A 14,546-nucleotide genomic window follows, 5' to 3' on the forward strand; every position below is an offset into this window, starting at 1 on the left:
AGGGATCGAATGAAAGTATTTACGAAATAATGTTTGACAACCGCATATTAAACCACCGGAACTGGATATTGAAAGCTTTTTCGCATTTTTCACGAAAGAATCACCGTATCATAGATTACCTCAACCTTGATACGGTGATTCTTTCATTTATTTTAATAACATCACATCTTTTTCATCTATCCCAATCCATATCTTATTTCCAGAAATATGCTTTTGGTACTGCTGCCATTGTTCTTTCGTCACATCTACGCGAATCCTGGCTTCTTCTTTCGTAGATACGATCAAGATATACGAAAACACGTCCTCAATCACTCTTTCCACTTTACATGGAAATACGTTTTTCGTTGTGCCATCTGCTTCCGGTAGTACCGGATATATAAAGTGACTTCGCACTCCTACACTGCTGGCGTCTTCTTTTCCTGTGGTATCACACTGCAATGTAATTCCCCAGTCCAGAGCCATGACTTCGCCTGCTGCTGTCATAGCCTGCGGGCGATCCTCTATGGCTGCCACTTCCACCAGTTCTGCACCAAATTCTTTCATGCGAGCCGCCAGAAGTCCCTGATTACAATCATAAATCTTCCCCGGAATCAATCTTTTTCCGGGTGCCATTACTTCATCTCCGATAGTCAGAACAGCTGCTCTTACCCGACGATAAACCTTCACTTTTATGACTCCCATACTGGCCAGTATACCTGCTTCAATAAATCCGATTTTGTCACCCTTTTTCAAAAGAACCGTTCCATTTTTAAAATTCTCTCCCTGATAACAGTAATTCTGCCACTGTCCGGTCGGACGGAAGATTCTGACAGTCTCTTCTCCATAATCTGTATCCTCCTGACGGACACAGCAGTCACTGCCTTTCGGAATAGCTGCGCCTGTCATAATCCGAACCGCCTGCCCCTTTTCCACTGTGACTCTGGAATACTGCCCCGCATCAATCTCTTCCAATACCGTCAACTGTACCGGATGACTTTCTGATGCATCCGTTATATCCTCCGCTTTGCAGGCATAACCATCCACAGTTGATCTGTCAAACGGCGGGTTATCAAATCCTGCAATCATATCCTTTGCCAACACTCTTCCACATGCCTGCAAAAGTGGTACAGTTTCCGTTTCCTCTATTACTTTTGTATGTTCCAGCAGTGCTTCCAGTGCCTACTCTACCGTAAGCTTTTCCATGCTTATTCCTCCTGTCCTGCTCTTATACGCCCTTTCCAAAGCTGCAGTTCGGATAATGACATTCTTTGCAGCCAAGACAGAATCCGCCATTTCCCATATGTGCCAGATCTTTTTTTGTCACTTCTATACCTGCGATAATACGTGGCAGAACAAGATCAAATACGGTGGCTTTTGCATACATCACACATCCCGGCAGTCCCATTACCGGTGTGCCATCTTCCAGATAGGATAACAGGAACATCGCTCCCGGAAGTACCGGAGCACCATAAGATACGATTCTCGCTCCTGTATTTTTGATCGCGCCCGGTGTCTTATCATCTGGATCCACGCTCATACCACCGGTACAGACAATCAGATCTGCCCCTTCTTCTTTTAATTTCATAATAGCGGCAGTGATTTTTTCCATATCATCATTGCACAGAATATGTCCGTGAATTTCAGCACCGTAAGATTTCATTTTTTCGATGATTACCGGTGTGAAAGTATCCTTAATTCTTCCATAAAATACTTCATTTCCGGTGGTTACAATTCCTACCTTCCGTTTCTTATAAGGTGCCAGCGATACCAGCGGTTTTTCTCCTGCTGTTTTCTTCACCAAATCCATTTTTTCTTTTGCAATCACCAGCGGAATCACACGGGTTCCTAAAAGACGGTCACCTTTTTTTACCGGGAAATTTGTATGACGGGTGGCAATCATAATCTCATCGATCTCATTAATAGCATCCAGCCTCGGCACATCCACCTGAAATACTCCGTCACAATCTGCAATCAACTCAATTTTTCCTTCTTTTACATCCGTTGGATGCATATTCTCATTGATGCACACATCACACAGAATCTGCGCTGCTTCATTTTCATGCAAAGTATTTTCATCCTTCTCCCACACATAAAGATGGTCTTTTCCCAGAGATAGCAAAACCGGAATATCTTCTTCCTGTACAATATGTCCTTTACGAAAGGCTGTATCTTTTACCACATCCTTCACAATTCTGGTAATATCATGGCACAGTACATGTCCTACCGCGTCCGTTGTTTTAATACACTTCATGACGTTCCCCTTTTACTTTCTGTCCAGAAAAGTTATAAATTTATATGGATTAATTGTAACATATTGCCAAGAAAAACACAACTTTCATAAACACGGGAGTTTGACACATTGAAATCCAAAAAATTACCGCAAAGCCTTGAACACGGGATGTAATTATTCTTCTACAGCGAATAAATATGGTTGCTCCTACGGACAAGTTTATGCATGGGTTAGAAAATATAAAGATAAAGGAATCGAAGGATTATATGATCGACGAGGTAAGAACAAAGCGATTTCTCAATTATCAGATATTGAGAAGTTGAAAGCTGAAAACCGACTACTAAAAGCTCAAACACAGCAGCAACAAATGGAGATTGATTTCTTAAAAAACTCGACGAAATAGAGAGGAGGTGAACCTGACCAAGACACGCAATACAACAAAATACCTTGCAATCAAAGAATTATAGATTATTTCTGGCTTTCCATACTGGCAGTCATAATTGTTATCTCCATAATCATCGCATATTATGCCTCTGCCCATGAGCAGGCATCTTCCCAACCAGTATCTGCAAAACGCCATTCTGACATTGATGTAACTTTTGACGCTCTGCGTTCATCCCTGGAAGACACATCAAAATGCTATCTATGTGGAAATGCGGAAGAAAGCCTAATGAGCTAAGGCTATTTATAGCAATTTAAACCGAATTATGATAACATAAGGCAAAGATAAATCGGAATTTATAAAGGAGAATATTGATGAAACTATTTTTATGTTCGCAATTTTCAAGTGTAGGAAGTCTGATAAAGGAAGAAATTGAAAATAAGAAAGTCGCATTTATTCCAACAGCTTCGCTGCGTGAAGGCTACACCGGTTATGTCGGCTCGGCTCGAAAATTATTCAAAAAGTTGGGAGCAATCGTAACTGAAATTGATATTTCAACGGAGGCTTATTCAACGATACAGTCTGTTTTTGAAGATGCAGATGTGATATATTTTACCGGCGGAAATTCTTTTTTTCTTATGGACCGGCTCCGTAAAACGGGAACTGATGGGCTGCTGAAAAAGGAATTGGCAAATGGAAAATTGATGATCGGCGAGTCGGCAGGCGCAATTATATGCGCTCCAAGCATCCAATATATCCAGCAAATGGATGAAAAGCCGGAGGACTACTCACAAGAAGATGATGCAGGGCTTGATTTGATTGATTTCTATGTTCTTCCGCATTATCTTACAGCACCATTTAAGAAAGTTACCGAGAAAATAATGACTGAGTTTTCGGATTTGAATCTATGCCCAATTAACAACCGTCAGGGAATTGTAATTGACGGTGAAGGTTCAAAGGTTATTTGCAAAGACTAATTTGAAAATTCCAGTTTGCATATTTCTTAAAAAGATGTATGATATAAAAAAGCTCAGGAGGTTCAAATGAAATCACATAAATACTGGTCTATCGGTGCACTGGTTTCCATGATCGGAACTTGCTACACTGGCTACAAGGATATGAAATCAGCTCATAAATATTTTGCATTCAGTTCACTGATTTGTATGGCTATGGCCATTTACTCAGGTCATAAAATGATTTCTGGCAAATCAAGAAAAAAGAAAGAAGCTGCAGCTGAAGAATCTGCGGAATAATAAGGGGAATAGGGGAGTATTCCATTATATATAAGCCTGGTGGAAAGGGGAGATTCCATCAGGCTCTTTCAGATCTACTCTTCCGTTTCTGAAAAAGATGGCTTATATCGTTTATTTGCAGATTGTGGCACTACGATTTCAAAAAAATAATATCCCAGATACCGGAGCGCTGCTTTTTTCTTCCGGTAAAAACTTGCCCGGCTCATCCCCAGTTCAAGCATAATTTCCATGTCCGCCATTTTTCTGTGCCTGCAGAAGCAGCTATAAAGCACATCATAATATTCGGTTCCAAAATTCGGTGTAAAATATTTTACCAGTGTCATTGCCCGGTTGACCATATCACAAAGTCCATAGATTAGAATGATATTGTTCACTTCCTTTTTCAGTTTTCCCAAATTCATCCGGTAATCATAGGCATCCATATATTGAAGGGCATAGGCCATATTCTCATTGATCTTTTCCTGACACTCTTGCTCTAATTCATCCAAAACCATCTGATTTTCCAAAATCAAATCCTGATAATTGTTCATCAGTGCTTTAATCTTTTCATAGTACAGATCCATTCTCTCTTCTGTATGTTGTGCTGCATTTAATGTAATTTCCTTAAACGATCTAATCGCATAATCTCTCTCTGTCATTATCAAAATCTCCTTTTTTCGTATTGAATCGTCTTTCTCTGACGTTCTACACTCCCATCCCTGTGATTTTGACGGAAGCTCAATAAGAATTATTCTTGAGCAGAGCCACATCTAGATGTAAAAGCTCATTCTATCAGTAAATGGGAAAAAAATGTAAACCTGCCAAATGTTTTACAATTTTTTGCCCTCTGTGAGATTCTTGAGATTTCCGATATAAATAGAACATTCCAGATTGGAACGGATGAGAAACTTTTCTCCAAATTAAATGACGAAGGACAAGCCAAAGTTCTTGACTAGATGAACCTATTAATGAAAAGTGGGGAATACATTCGAGAAGAACCAATCATTTATCAATTTCCATGAAGAACTCTCAGTCTCTATGATCTCCCGGTTTCAGCTGGAACAGGACAATTCCTTGATTCCGACCGTTTTTCCGAAATTGAAGTTGGTGATGAAGTATCTTCCAGTGCTGACTTCGGTGTCCGGGTATGTGGTGACAGCATGGAGCCTCTCTATCTGGATGGACAGATCATCTGGATTCATAAACAAGAAACACTTGAAGAAGGAGAAATCGGTGTCTTCTTCCTTGATGGTGATGCTTATGTAAAGAAATATCATCAATCCGATTCCGGTATTCAGCTTATTTCTCTAAATAAAAAATATGCCCCTATCCAAGTCACTTCCGGATCCACCTTAAAAACTTTTGGAAAAGTAGTTGGCTAATTTTAAAAGGCTGATGGTTCAGAACGAGGACCTGGATTATTTCGGACTCTGCAGTTCATTGAATGCGACTCCGGAACTAATGAGCTTTAAATTATACAGCCTGACAAAACGAGGCCAGGCTTATCTTATGCCGATGGAGATTCAGAGCAATTTCCTGGCGAAATAAAGTAAATAAAGATCCTGTTCTATATATCATAGTATGAACAGGATCTTTTTATAATGATTTATTTTCTATCTAAAATTTTATTAAACCGACTAAAGACTCCATAGTTTGTGTGTTTGACTTACTGTTTATATCTATCTTCTCCTAAATATTTTTCTAGTCATTGTAATATAAAATTGCTTATACAGTCTCTTCCTTAAGAGTCCTGGTATTCTGGATAATATACAGAGCGACCGATATGACCATCATTATAGCGCACAAACCAATCAACAGATCTGATACCATCGGTGTAATGTGGAACCATATAATATGCACCGCTGCAGTTCCATATAATAAAAAGGTTACTATCTTTCCATGCCAGTCTGCACCATGTACTTTTCCTGTCTTTCGTATCACAAGACATCCACTGACTACCATATACAGCTCCTTACCTGCCATTATTACGATTAAAAGAAGCACATGCGGAAAACGAGTAAACAGACAGATTAACATCGCTGCCTGTGTCAGCTTATCAGCCACCGGATCAAGTATTTTTCCTAAATTACTAATCCTATGGAATCTTCTTGCGATATATCCATCAGCAAGATCCGTAAGACCAGACAGCAATAAGATTTCACCAGCTAACAGAGGATTTTTCTTTACACAATAACTCCATATAATTGCCGGAATCAGACAAAGCCGAAAAAAAGAAAGAAGATTAGGAACCGTAATAATTCTATTCAAATTTTCTTCCTGATTCACTTCACTCTGCATGTACGGTCATCTCACTTTCCTTTTTTTTAGACATAAACCAATAAAATATAACACAAAATGCTAAAGCAAACACAACACCAAAAACATTTTGAATCACTCTAAGACTAACCGCTCCTTGTAGTCCATAAGTCTCTGCAGCAATGGCTAAAGCACCAAATGTGTTAAATACTGCCTGCCAGCCATATTGTGCTGAAAATCCTACACCGATTCCACCAAGAATTCCTATATATGCATAGATTGACGAAGGAAGCAGAAAATATAATACTGTAAAACATATAACACCTGCAATATTTCCGACAATCCTTTTACGGACTCTGTAGTGCATATCTTCCATAAACGGCAAAATCGCGGACATGGCCGCAATACCAGCCCACATTGCACGTGGCATATTACAAAGTTCTGCAATGCAAAGGACAATCGGTACGCATAAAATCTGACATATCTGCCATTTTGTTCTGGAAGAAGTGATATCAAATTCTTGTATCAGATCTTTCAGATTTCTTTTATAAGTTCTGTTTTTATGATTTCGATAAAATACGAAGCAGGTAAGTGCTGCACCTAAAGCCATTCCGACTAATCGCATCTGATAGCTTTTTCCCGTAACATCATAACCATATAGCAGCAGATACCCAAGAACCAATGTAGATTGATTAAACATGAATGGATTATGGCATCCGAACAGAATCAACACAGCCAGTGCCGCAATATTTAACAGCATTCCCAATACCGGTGAAAACTGATTTGCTAAATGCGGACATACAGTCATAATTACAAAGAACAAAGCCAAAAGCATCGTAGATTGTCCGGTGTGGATCCCCAGATCCGCATTTCTAAACACCATGAGACATAATAAGACTACTACACCTACAATGCTGTTCTCATTTCCAAATAGGATGCTGAAAATACTAACAAAGAAAAAACAAAATGCCATTGTAACAGCTATCTTCACCAGATATACCCACATATGATATAATTTTTCTTTTAGTGTTTCACTCTTTTTCAACAGGTTTTTAGAACCTGCCTGATTTAACTGCAACTCCTGATAAAATGTCATATAAATCCTCCCATCTTCTAATTTATCTTAAAACTATATAATCTCATCTTTCTGCTTTGGCAGCTCTATAACAAATCTGCATCCACCATATTCACGGTTTTCTGCTTTGATTGTTCCTCCGGCACTATCTACAATCCGTTTTACAAGTGCAAGACCTAGGCCATTTCCTTCTGCTTTATGAGATCCATCTACCTGATAGAACTTGTCAAATATTCTGGATTTTACATCATCCTCTATTCCGGGTCCTTCATCTTCCAGAATGAACTTAACAGAATCCTGTTCTTGTTTCAGAAACATCGTAATTGTCCCCTTTGAAGGGCTGAACTTAATCGCATTATCCAAAAGATTTATCCAGATATGCATAAAAAGTCCTTCATTCCCAGTATATTTAACTTCCTCCAATTCTACCTGAAAACCAATTTCTTTTTCTGTCCATTTTGTTTCCAATGAAAGAAATGCCTGGCGGATCTGTTCATCCAGACGATATTCTGTTTTTTTCATTGGTATATTCTGATTCTCTAACTTGGATAACAGCAAAATATTACCAACCAATCCGGAAAGTCTTTGGGTGTTAAATAAGATTTTTTCTACATATTCCTCTTGATCCGGAGACAGTTCTTCTCCCTGAAGCAGCATTGTATATCCTTCAATGGCATTAATCGGGGTCTTAAACTCATGAGAAACATTAGATGCAAAATCCATCTGCAGCACCTCTGTTGCACGAAGTTCTTTTGTCATAACGTTAAAACTTTGATAAGATTCTCCAACTTCTGCTATACGGCTGTTCGTTTCCAAATGCTGTTCAAAATCTCCCTGAGAAACTTCCTTCATTGCTTTACTAAGTCTGGTAATTGGTTCCAGTAACTTTGCATTGATAAAGGAAGTGATCAGCCCTGCAATCAATGTATTGAAAATCAAAAGCCAGCCAAGCACAGGTATGCTGCCCGGCAGATTAAAAAAATGATTCAAAAAAGCAAATAATAAAGCAGATATGACTGTTGAAAATACAAGTGCCAGCCAGATTGCACCAGTCAGACAGGATCGGATCCGCAATCCTTTTTCTTTCTTTTGTTCCATTATTTTTTCACCACCTTGTATCCAATTCCACGCATTGTTACGATTTCAAAATCAGGGTTATCTTTAAAACGCTCTCTGATTCTTCCTATATGTACCTCTATCGTATGTGGGTCTGCCTCCGTCTCGTATCCCCATACTTCATCCATCAACTGTTGTTTTGTAAATGTTCTGCCTGGCGAAGCTGCAAGCTTATATAAAAGCAGGAATTCTTTTTTAGGCAAAACAAAACTTTCCTTATCAGTTGTAACCGTCATTGCATCATAATCAAACTCTGTTGAACCGATCACAATTTTGTGTTCATTCAGTATCTGTGCACGGCGAAGCAGTGCTACGACTCTTAAAACCATTTCATTCACATTTACCGGTTTTACCATATAATCGTCACTTCCCGAAAGAAATCCCTGGCGCATATCATCAAAGGAACCTTTCGCAGTGATCATAAGCACTGGTATCTGATATCCTGCTGAACGAAGTTCTGACACCAGTTCATAGCCATCCATAACCGGCATCATAATATCAGAAATGATCAGATCAATATATTCCTTATCCAATACTTCTAATGCCTGTGCTCCATCCGATGCACTTTTAACTTGATATCCATTCTTCTCAAGCACTTTTTGGAATAGCTGGCTTAATTCTTTATCATCTTCTACAATCAATATTTGAAACACGTTTTCCTTCCTCCTTATTAAAACAGATACCTTGCCCATCCAAGCAGATGCTGTACCAAAAATATTTTTCTCTGACGTTTCTTTGTCAATTCGATTGGCTCTACATGATATGGATCATTATAAGTTCCGCCTTCTAATATCTGGCGGGACACTTTTTCATATTCCATCATGCCCTCTTCCAACTGTTTATTAATATCTTTACTGCGAATTACAAGCATCAGTTCCGTATCCAGATATGTACTTCTCATGTCCATATTAAAGGAACCGATTACAGACAGATCATCGTCAATCAGAATACTTTTTCCGTGGTATGAATAACCGCCTTCATATTCCCAGGTATTAATTCCTGTACTTAAGATTCTATTTCTGTTTTTCGCATAATCGGCAGCCCCAAATGGATTCCCATTATTCGCAACTGAATTTGTCATGATAGAAAAATCTGAAACGTTCTCTGCAATCTCCTCCCATGTATTATACATCATATCATTACAGATAATATATGGCGTGTGGATCTTCACACGATTTTTTGCATTTTTCATCAATTCTCCCAACTGATACCACACTACTGGTTCTTTGGAACCTGTGTGAATAGGATTTGACACTAATGTAATCTTTTCTGTCTCAAAAGTTTCGTCCGTATAATTGGTCTCGCAGATTCTTTCCTTATTCTCTTCAAAATATTTCTGATAGCTGTTCTGCAGCTCTAAAACTGCGTTCTTTACAGATTTTCTATTTGCCAGTTTTTTATTGTTATGAAAATAACCACTGTCTTCCTGATTCCATATGGTTTCAAAATACTCTGACAACTGGTTAACTGAATTTTCTTTCTCAGGTTCATCGCAAACCACTAACACGTCTCTGTCATAGTTCTTATGTCCCGGAAAATCACCCAGGAAATAATTGTATGTATTTCTTCCCCCAAGAATATATCTCTTTCCATCTGCAATCAAATATTTATCATGCATTCTACCCATCATTTTCCACGGTTTCAACGGATTGGCCTTATTATACAGTTTAATTTCAACATTCTCATGGGAAGATAATCCATAGAAATACGGATTTCCTTCCATATCAATCCAGCTCTCCATTCCATCTACTAACAGACGAATATGTACACCTCTGTCTGCCGCATCATGCAGTGCTCCTAAAATCAATTTTCCACTTTCATCGGATTGAAATGCAAAAGTAGAAAGAATAATTTCCTTTTTTGCATTCTTGATCAAACGCACTCTTTGTAAAAGTGCTTCTGGATTCTTTTCTATGATTACTGCCCGTTCTGTATTTTCACTGCATTCGTTCCATGACCCATTTTTTGTTTCTTTTTTGGTTGTATTGGACACTTCCGGCTGTTTTTTATATGCAACGCAGATTCCGAGCAATTCATAAAAAGCCACACATAAAAAAATTGCCAGTATAACAAGAAGGATTTTACATATTTTATGCTTTTTCATTGTACATCACCTGATTCCTTTTTATTTCATACTTATACAATACAAAGTCAATCTCAATTTAACCTCAACAAAATTTATTTTTCATAAAAAAATATGACCGGCTTCTTTTTAAAGAAACAGTCATATTTTTATTCTAATATATGAAGGAGCTTTTCTTACTCCGTTGTATTAATCACTATCCATGCAAAATCTTCTTTGTACAACAGACTGTTAGATATAGCAAAAACGGCCTTTCAAAAACAGTTAACTTCTAAATCAACTGTTTTTTGAAAGGTCGTTTCATCAGATTCTTATAGCAATCCAGCAAATAATCTCATAAATAATTGTCCCAGTCGCAAATATGCACTTCGTCCGGTTTGATATTGGTCTGTCACATCACGACATTCTCCCAGCGTTCTTATCAGATCATTTTTTATTTCCACAACTGCCTGACAATCTGCCATAAAACAGCCGTTTTCAAAATGGTGATATAAACTTCGATAATCCAAATTAATTGTTCCACAAGTTGCCATACAGTCATCTGCCACACTCATTTTTGCATGACAGAAACCAGGAGTCCACTCATAAACACGAACACCATGTTTAACTAATCCATGATAAAAAGAACGAGTTATATTATAAATGAATTTTTTATCAGGGATACCAGGTGTGATAATTCTTACGTCTACCCCTCGCTTAGCAGCCAGACATAACGCATGCGTCATTTCATCTGTTATGATTAGATATGGAGTCATAAACCAACAATATTTTTCAGCTTTATTTATCATACTGATATAAACTTCTTCTCCTACTTGCTCATTATCCATAGGGCTGTCTGCATAAGGTTGAACAAACCCAGTTTGCTGTGCCGCATAATCATAGTGGAAAAGGTATTTACTAAAATCAGAATCATTAGCATCCTTATCACTTACTGCATTCCACATTTCCAAAAATGTCACCGTAAGCGACTGAACAGCATCTCCTTCTAAACGAATACCTGTATCTTTCCACTGTCCATACGGGTGTGTGTAATTAAAATATTCGTTTGCTAGATTATATCCACCTGTAAATCCGACTTTTCCATCAATAACTGTTATTTTTCTATGATCACGATTGTTCAAAAACAGATTTAAACCTGGCATAAACGGATTAAATACACGGCAATGAATTCCTATTGCCTCCATCTTTTTCACAAAATCTGTGTTAATAAAGCCTATAGAACCCATATCATCGTAGAATACTCTAACTTCCACACCTGCTTTTACTCGCTCTTCCAGAACATCTTGAATCTTATGCCATGCTTCAGCGTCTTCTATCGCATGATATTCCATAAAGATAAACTTCTGTGCTTTCTCCAAATCCTTAAGCTGTGCCTCTAATCCTTTCACTGCTTCATCAAAATACACAATATCCGTATTCTGATAGATTGGATACTGCGAATTTCTTTGTATGTAACTTGCTATATTTCCTGCTTTCGGAATTGTTTCTTTTATTTTGCTCAAACACTCCTGACCGTCCGGAAGCATTGGTAACAATTTGCTATCAATTTCTGCATATCTCTCACGCATTTTATGTGTGCCACCATTCAAACCAATCAACAAATACAGGCCTACACCCATAATTGGGAAAATTAGAATTAAGATGACCCAAGGCATTTTCATAGAGGATGTCTTATTTGATGCGTACAATCCCAAAACCAAGATCCCACTCAAAATCCTTGTAAATAAATTTATGATTTCTGCATATTCATTCAAGCGTGTTACGATAGTAATAATAAAAATCACTTCCAGAAGAATGCAGATTATAGAAAAACACAGTCGTTTTACCCCATTTTTTGTTTTTGCTTTGCCCTCTAAAGTATCTTGTTTCATATATATTCCACCTTCCTACTTGCTCAGTTTTCTCCCTAAATTTCGTGGAACATACCAATTTTGTCTTTTATTCTCTGCATTTCATTATCTGCTTCAATGATAGCTCTTGCAGAATGAAGTAATTCTTCACTTATCTCATCATAGCCAGGCATTTCTTCAATTCCTTTTTTATAGCGAAGTTGATGTTCCAATGTTGCCCAGAAATCCATACCATTGGTTCGAATCTGTAATTCTACACGCATAGGTGTTTTACCCTTAGCAAAAAATACTGGTATTTCGACAATCATATGATAGCTTCGATAACCATTCGATTTTGGATTTTTTATATAATCTTTTATTTCAATAACTTTAATATCATCCTGTTGGGTAATCAAATCTGATATCATATAAATATCGTCAATAAACGCACAAACTATTCGAACGCCTGCTACATCATTGAGATATGTCTGTATATTTTCTGTTGTAAATTCATATCCCATCTTCTGCAGTTTATCGTAAATACTATTGGGCTTCTTAATTCTTGTTTTTATAAAAGAAATAGGATTTCGATTGTTCTCAACTGAAAATTCATCATCCAAAACCTCAAGTTTAGTTTGTATCTCCCGAATAGCACAACGATACATCATCATTAAATTATAAAATTTTGTAGCATTATTTAAAAACTGTAGTGATTCCGGACTGTTCATCCTGAGTTTTTTTACTTCATCTTTTGTCATGGAACTTTCCTTTCTACCTCATCCCTGATTTCAAAACATTATTTATTTTGATAGTTGATTCGTTCTCCTTGAATTACTGGATAACAAATCATTTTATCACTATCCAGATTTTCTACATGCATATCTACTGCACTGATCTGATGGTTTTCATAAGTATTGTAATAATAAATACCTTTTGTAACATTACAACACGACGTATACAATGTGATTTCATATTTTCCATCCGCTACTTCGCAACATCCTCGTTGCTGATCCACAGATCCGAGAATGTGGAAGAATTGGCTAACGCTTTCTTCCTCTGATTCACCTGAAATTGCATTTACCTTTGTAAAAGCTACACGTACAAAGCGTGAGGAAGATGAGAGATCTCCCGGAAGACCTAATCCTCCCATACCTCTACTATATGCATCAAGAGCCAAATTTTCGCAGAAAGTATTTCTGGGCTGTTTAGGAGATAAATACATATAATTATTTAGTTGAAACATCTGCTGTGGAAATGGCGGATTATTCGTAAGCACTCCTACTGGATTGTCATAAATATGCAAACCATCCGACATAGATTCTACCGTAATTGACTCATTCTCATCAGAAATGATCCAGTGTAATTGTGCTAATGGTAATTGCTCGCTGAAAGGAGTATTAACAATATTAATTCGTTCAAGAAGCTCGCGAACTTCAACTAAAGAAGAACACTGACTTAAAATCCACGGAATAAATTCAAACTGTGCAATATTTTCCACATCTGGCTTAATCGCGGAATAAACAGCATTTCCGACAAAATTCAGTCCTGCCATTGCCACTCCTTTTTCATTCATAGCATCATAATACAAAGGATAATCCTCTGCAACATGAGCCATTCCAATAATTGCATAATGATTTTTCATATCGTCAACATGGCGAAAATTAAACGCATAATTACGTGGTGTAATTACTATCTGATCACCATAAGAGAATTCATAATCGAGGGTTCGTCCAAAGTAAAAATCTTTTGTTTTATAAGTTGCTGCTGTACACATGATCATTTATCCTCCTAAATAGATTGAAATATGTCAATGAGTTTTTTTCTTGAACAATAGTATAGCACAATCTTTTATTCTGTTCCAACTTCATACATGATCATAACATGTAAACTTTAAACTATTTTCCTAGATTATTTCTCCATCAGTTTTTCAAACCAGGTATCCATAGCTAGGATGAATTGACCTACGTCTGGCAATTCTTGCAGCATTTCGTTTAGGGTTTTGTGCTTCACATATTTCTGCACATACACCCAACAGGCAACGCTACTGGCTTCTGATACAATGTCAGCTATGGTTTTGCGCATAAGCTCTTCAAATTCAGCAATTTCTTCTTTTGGGACAACATCATACAGTGTTGGTGCCTGATGACTTAATTTTACGCCATTTTCATTTGCATCTTTAAGCAGATTCTTAACTTTTTCTCTTGAATCCTCCGGTACTTTCATGTACTACCACATAAATGCTACCACATCGGACGGTGTGTCTTTTTTAAGTGGTGGTAACTGAATATAATCATTGTTTTCGCTCATTTTCATATCCTCCTCACGATATAATAAAATCAATAATACGTTCTCTTGTCATGTCCA

At 37.5% G+C, this 14,546-nt stretch carries 16 protein-coding genes and 1 pseudogene; 5 read left to right on the forward strand and 12 right to left on the reverse strand.

The window, feature by feature from the left end; genetic code table 11:
* Positions 1 to 147: 147 nt before the first annotated feature.
* Positions 148 to 1,155 carry a molybdopterin molybdotransferase MoeA gene (locus tag BLP57_RS08975; RefSeq protein WP_092071101.1) on the reverse strand — a complete coding sequence of 336 codons (1,008 nt, stop codon included), beginning with the start codon at positions 1,153 to 1,155 and terminating at the stop codon, positions 148 to 150.
* Between the two features lie 49 nt (positions 1,156 to 1,204).
* A complete protein-coding gene (locus tag BLP57_RS08980; protein ID WP_021650138.1) occupies positions 1,205 to 2,230 on the reverse strand; it encodes a molybdopterin-binding protein in 1,026 nt (341 codons plus the stop codon).
* A gap of 136 nt (positions 2,231 to 2,366) precedes the next feature.
* On the opposite strand from BLP57_RS08980, the gene BLP57_RS18695 reads away from it, so the two are divergent.
* The 3 genes from BLP57_RS18695 (at position 2,367) to BLP57_RS08995 (ending at position 3,844) form a co-directional block, all read left to right on the forward strand.
* Positions 2,367 to 2,612: a helix-turn-helix domain-containing protein gene (locus BLP57_RS18695; protein WP_092071104.1), complete on the forward strand. Its 246-nt coding sequence runs from the start codon at positions 2,367 to 2,369 to the stop codon at positions 2,610 to 2,612.
* Between the two features lie 353 nt (positions 2,613 to 2,965).
* Entirely contained in the window at positions 2,966 to 3,568 is a 603-nt protein-coding gene (locus BLP57_RS08990) for a Type 1 glutamine amidotransferase-like domain-containing protein (RefSeq protein WP_092071107.1), read from the forward strand.
* Positions 3,569 to 3,634: 66 nt separating this feature from the next.
* Entirely contained in the window at positions 3,635 to 3,844 is a 210-nt protein-coding gene (locus BLP57_RS08995) for a DUF6219 family protein (RefSeq protein WP_005421572.1), read from the forward strand.
* Positions 3,845 to 3,918: 74 nt separating this feature from the next.
* Here BLP57_RS08995 and BLP57_RS09000 read toward each other — a convergent pair whose 3' ends face one another.
* Positions 3,919 to 4,482: a hypothetical protein gene (locus tag BLP57_RS09000; protein ID WP_092071109.1), complete on the reverse strand. Its 564-nt coding sequence runs from the start codon at positions 4,480 to 4,482 to the stop codon at positions 3,919 to 3,921.
* Positions 4,483 to 4,881: 399 nt separating this feature from the next.
* Between BLP57_RS09000 and BLP57_RS09005 the strand changes: the two are divergent.
* Positions 4,882 to 5,205, forward strand: a pseudogene (locus BLP57_RS09005) (S24 family peptidase); the annotation flags it as partial.
* Positions 5,206 to 5,218: 13 nt separating this feature from the next.
* A complete protein-coding gene (locus tag BLP57_RS09010) occupies positions 5,219 to 5,371 on the forward strand; it encodes a hypothetical protein (protein ID WP_242872587.1) in 153 nt (50 codons plus the stop codon).
* A gap of 177 nt (positions 5,372 to 5,548) precedes the next feature.
* Here the strand turns inward: BLP57_RS09010 and BLP57_RS09015 are convergent, their stop codons facing one another.
* From BLP57_RS09015 to BLP57_RS09055, 9 genes are all read right to left on the reverse strand, one after another.
* Positions 5,549 to 6,121, reverse strand: a complete 573-nt coding sequence (locus BLP57_RS09015; protein WP_092071112.1) for a CDP-alcohol phosphatidyltransferase family protein — start codon at positions 6,119 to 6,121, stop codon at positions 5,549 to 5,551.
* The gene (locus BLP57_RS09020) at positions 6,111 to 7,175 is read right to left on the reverse strand and encodes an FUSC family protein (RefSeq protein WP_092071115.1); all 1,065 of its coding nucleotides are present in this window, start codon (positions 7,173 to 7,175) and stop codon (positions 6,111 to 6,113) included. The genes BLP57_RS09015 and BLP57_RS09020 overlap by 11 nt, the downstream gene beginning before the upstream one ends.
* 33 nt (positions 7,176 to 7,208) lie before the next feature.
* The gene (locus BLP57_RS09025) at positions 7,209 to 8,252 is read right to left on the reverse strand and encodes a HAMP domain-containing sensor histidine kinase (protein WP_092071118.1); all 1,044 of its coding nucleotides are present in this window, start codon (positions 8,250 to 8,252) and stop codon (positions 7,209 to 7,211) included.
* Complete coding sequence (locus BLP57_RS09030; RefSeq protein ID WP_059086533.1) at positions 8,252 to 8,962, reverse strand: response regulator transcription factor; 711 nt, start codon at positions 8,960 to 8,962, stop codon at positions 8,252 to 8,254. Before BLP57_RS09030 ends, BLP57_RS09025 begins: the two co-directional genes overlap by 1 nt.
* Positions 8,941 to 10,374: a phospholipase D family protein gene (locus tag BLP57_RS09035; protein ID WP_092071121.1), complete on the reverse strand. Its 1,434-nt coding sequence runs from the start codon at positions 10,372 to 10,374 to the stop codon at positions 8,941 to 8,943. The genes BLP57_RS09030 and BLP57_RS09035 overlap by 22 nt, the downstream gene beginning before the upstream one ends.
* Before the next feature lie 290 nt (positions 10,375 to 10,664).
* Positions 10,665 to 12,224: a cardiolipin synthase gene (gene cls, locus BLP57_RS09040; protein ID WP_092071124.1), complete on the reverse strand. Its 1,560-nt coding sequence runs from the start codon at positions 12,222 to 12,224 to the stop codon at positions 10,665 to 10,667.
* Between the two features lie 35 nt (positions 12,225 to 12,259).
* Positions 12,260 to 12,940 (reverse strand): GTP pyrophosphokinase, encoded by a 681-nt coding sequence (locus tag BLP57_RS09045; RefSeq protein ID WP_005347231.1) that lies wholly within the window; start codon positions 12,938 to 12,940, stop codon positions 12,260 to 12,262.
* Positions 12,941 to 12,978: 38 nt separating this feature from the next.
* Positions 12,979 to 13,956 (reverse strand): choloylglycine hydrolase, encoded by a 978-nt coding sequence (bsh, locus tag BLP57_RS09050; RefSeq protein WP_015526515.1) that lies wholly within the window; start codon positions 13,954 to 13,956, stop codon positions 12,979 to 12,981.
* Between the two features lie 134 nt (positions 13,957 to 14,090).
* Positions 14,091 to 14,405, reverse strand: coding sequence for a hypothetical protein (locus BLP57_RS09055; protein WP_092071127.1), 315 nt, complete (start codon positions 14,403 to 14,405; stop codon positions 14,091 to 14,093).
* Between the last annotated feature and the right edge of the window lie 141 nt (positions 14,406 to 14,546).

The sequence above is a fragment of the Blautia sp. SF-50 genome (assembly GCF_900101315.1).
Lineage (GTDB): Bacteria > Bacillota > Clostridia > Lachnospirales > Lachnospiraceae > Blautia_A > Blautia_A fusiformis.

What these genes read in the sequence shown, in the direction of transcription:
- BLP57_RS08980 (WP_021650138.1), bottom strand. Translation starts at nt 2,230, where the DNA reads ATGAAGTGTATTAAAACAACGGACGCGGTAGGACATGTACTGTGCCAT.
- cls (WP_092071124.1), bottom strand. Translation starts at nt 12,224, where the DNA reads ATGAAACAAGATACTTTAGAGGGCAAAGCAAAAACAAAAAATGGGGTA.
- BLP57_RS09045 (WP_005347231.1), bottom strand. Translation starts at nt 12,940, where the DNA reads ATGACAAAAGATGAAGTAAAAAAACTCAGGATGAACAGTCCGGAATCA.
- BLP57_RS09030 (WP_059086533.1), bottom strand. Translation starts at nt 8,962, where the DNA reads ATGGGCAAGGTATCTGTTTTAATAAGGAGGAAGGAAAACGTGTTTCAA.
- BLP57_RS09015 (WP_092071112.1), bottom strand. Translation starts at nt 6,121, where the DNA reads ATGCAGAGTGAAGTGAATCAGGAAGAAAATTTGAATAGAATTATTACG.
- BLP57_RS09010 (WP_242872587.1), top strand. Translation starts at nt 5,219, where the DNA reads ATGGTTCAGAACGAGGACCTGGATTATTTCGGACTCTGCAGTTCATTG.
- BLP57_RS09025 (WP_092071118.1), bottom strand. Translation starts at nt 8,252, where the DNA reads ATGGAACAAAAGAAAGAAAAAGGATTGCGGATCCGATCCTGTCTGACT.
- BLP57_RS09000 (WP_092071109.1), bottom strand. Translation starts at nt 4,482, where the DNA reads ATGACAGAGAGAGATTATGCGATTAGATCGTTTAAGGAAATTACATTA.
- BLP57_RS09020 (WP_092071115.1), bottom strand. Translation starts at nt 7,175, where the DNA reads ATGACATTTTATCAGGAGTTGCAGTTAAATCAGGCAGGTTCTAAAAAC.
- bsh (WP_015526515.1), bottom strand. Translation starts at nt 13,956, where the DNA reads ATGTGTACAGCAGCAACTTATAAAACAAAAGATTTTTACTTTGGACGA.
- BLP57_RS08990 (WP_092071107.1), top strand. Translation starts at nt 2,966, where the DNA reads ATGAAACTATTTTTATGTTCGCAATTTTCAAGTGTAGGAAGTCTGATA.
- BLP57_RS08995 (WP_005421572.1), top strand. Translation starts at nt 3,635, where the DNA reads ATGAAATCACATAAATACTGGTCTATCGGTGCACTGGTTTCCATGATC.
- BLP57_RS09035 (WP_092071121.1), bottom strand. Translation starts at nt 10,374, where the DNA reads ATGAAAAAGCATAAAATATGTAAAATCCTTCTTGTTATACTGGCAATT.
- BLP57_RS09055 (WP_092071127.1), bottom strand. Translation starts at nt 14,405, where the DNA reads ATGAAAGTACCGGAGGATTCAAGAGAAAAAGTTAAGAATCTGCTTAAA.